At 33.2% G+C, this 1,253-nt stretch carries 1 protein-coding gene; it reads right to left on the reverse strand.

The annotated features are described in order from the left end of the window. Positions 1-138: 138 nt before the first annotated feature. Positions 139-1,212 (reverse strand): hypothetical protein, encoded by a 1,074-nt coding sequence (locus AB3H93_RS14110; protein ID WP_368020734.1) that lies wholly within the window; start codon positions 1,210-1,212, stop codon positions 139-141. Between the last annotated feature and the right edge of the window lie 41 nt (positions 1,213-1,253).

Here is a 1,253-nt window from a genome sequence, read left to right on the forward strand (position 1 = left end):
AGAAAGAAGTTTTTCTTCTTTCTGCCCAAATTATTCTAAGATTTCTTTTTACTAATATCATTTGACAAAGAGCCAATTTTTTATGATCAATATCCCACACTCATTTATTATGTAATCATTTTTAGAGTTTATTGATTGTTATCTATGTAACTGGTTATCCTGCTTATGCTGTAGGTCTTGAGATACAGCTGCTCTTTTTGGGGATGAGTTTTCTTCTTTAGATACTCTATTTAGTTTTTCTTTAAGATTTTCTCTTCTATCTTTGTTCGTTGGAACGTGTAAACTATTTGTATCATCTCTATTTATTTTATATTTACTTTTGAGCTTTCTCAATTCTGCTTCTGTTCTACATTCACTCTGGAACTTTTTCAATTCTGCTTCTGCTCTCTTTTCGCTTATGCCTGAATTATTCTTCAACTCACTTTCGAGGGATATCCATACTCCAATTCTACTTTGAGGAATGTTTTTATCATTCATAACTGTTTCTATCACTTGTTCAACCGCTTCATTCTCTTTTTCTCTATATTCACTAATGAACTTTCCAAATTCTGCTTCTGTTCTACATTCACTCTGGAACTTTTTCAATTCTGCTTCTGCTCTCTTTTTGCTTATGTCTGAATTATTATTCAACTCATATTTGAGGTAGCTCCGTACTCCCATTCTACTTTGAGGAATGTCTCTATCATTCATAACTTTTGCTATCGCTTGCTCAACCGCTTTATTTTCTTTATCCTCTTTTTCTCTATATTCTCTCATAAACTTGTTCAATTCTGCTTCTGCTCTCTTTTCGCTTATAAATGGACTATCCTCAAACTCATATTTGAGATCCAGAAATATTCGGGAAGGATCATGAGGAATATCTCCATCATGCATAACTGTTGCTATCGCTTGCTCAACCGCTTTATTTTCTTTATCCTCTTTTTCTACTTGCTCAACCGCTTTATTTTCTTTATTCTCTTTTTCTCTATATTCTTTCATAAACTTGTTCAATTCTACTTCTGCTCTCTTTTCGCTTATAAATGGACTATCCTCAAACTCATATTTGAGATCCAGAAATATTCGGGAAGGATCATGAGTAATATCTCCATCACGCATAACTGTTGCTATCGCTTGCTCAACCGCTTTATCCTCTTTTTCTTTAGTTGTACTCGGATTTGATTCAGTTGATTTTTTTTGAACGTTTTCTGTCTTTTCCTGTTCCTTGTTTGGCATGTTATTCTCTCCTTTAAAATTTTATGTACTGCTTCATCAAT

The sequence above is a fragment of the Enterococcus sp. C74 genome (assembly GCF_040887125.1).
In the GTDB taxonomy this organism is placed as follows: Bacteria; Bacillota; Bacilli; order Lactobacillales; family Enterococcaceae; genus Enterococcus_B; species Enterococcus_B hirae.

Coding starts and splice junctions, on each gene's coding strand:
- AB3H93_RS14110 (WP_368020734.1), bottom strand. CDS start 1,212: ATGCCAAACAAGGAACAGGAAAAGACAGAAAACGTTCAAAAAAAATCA.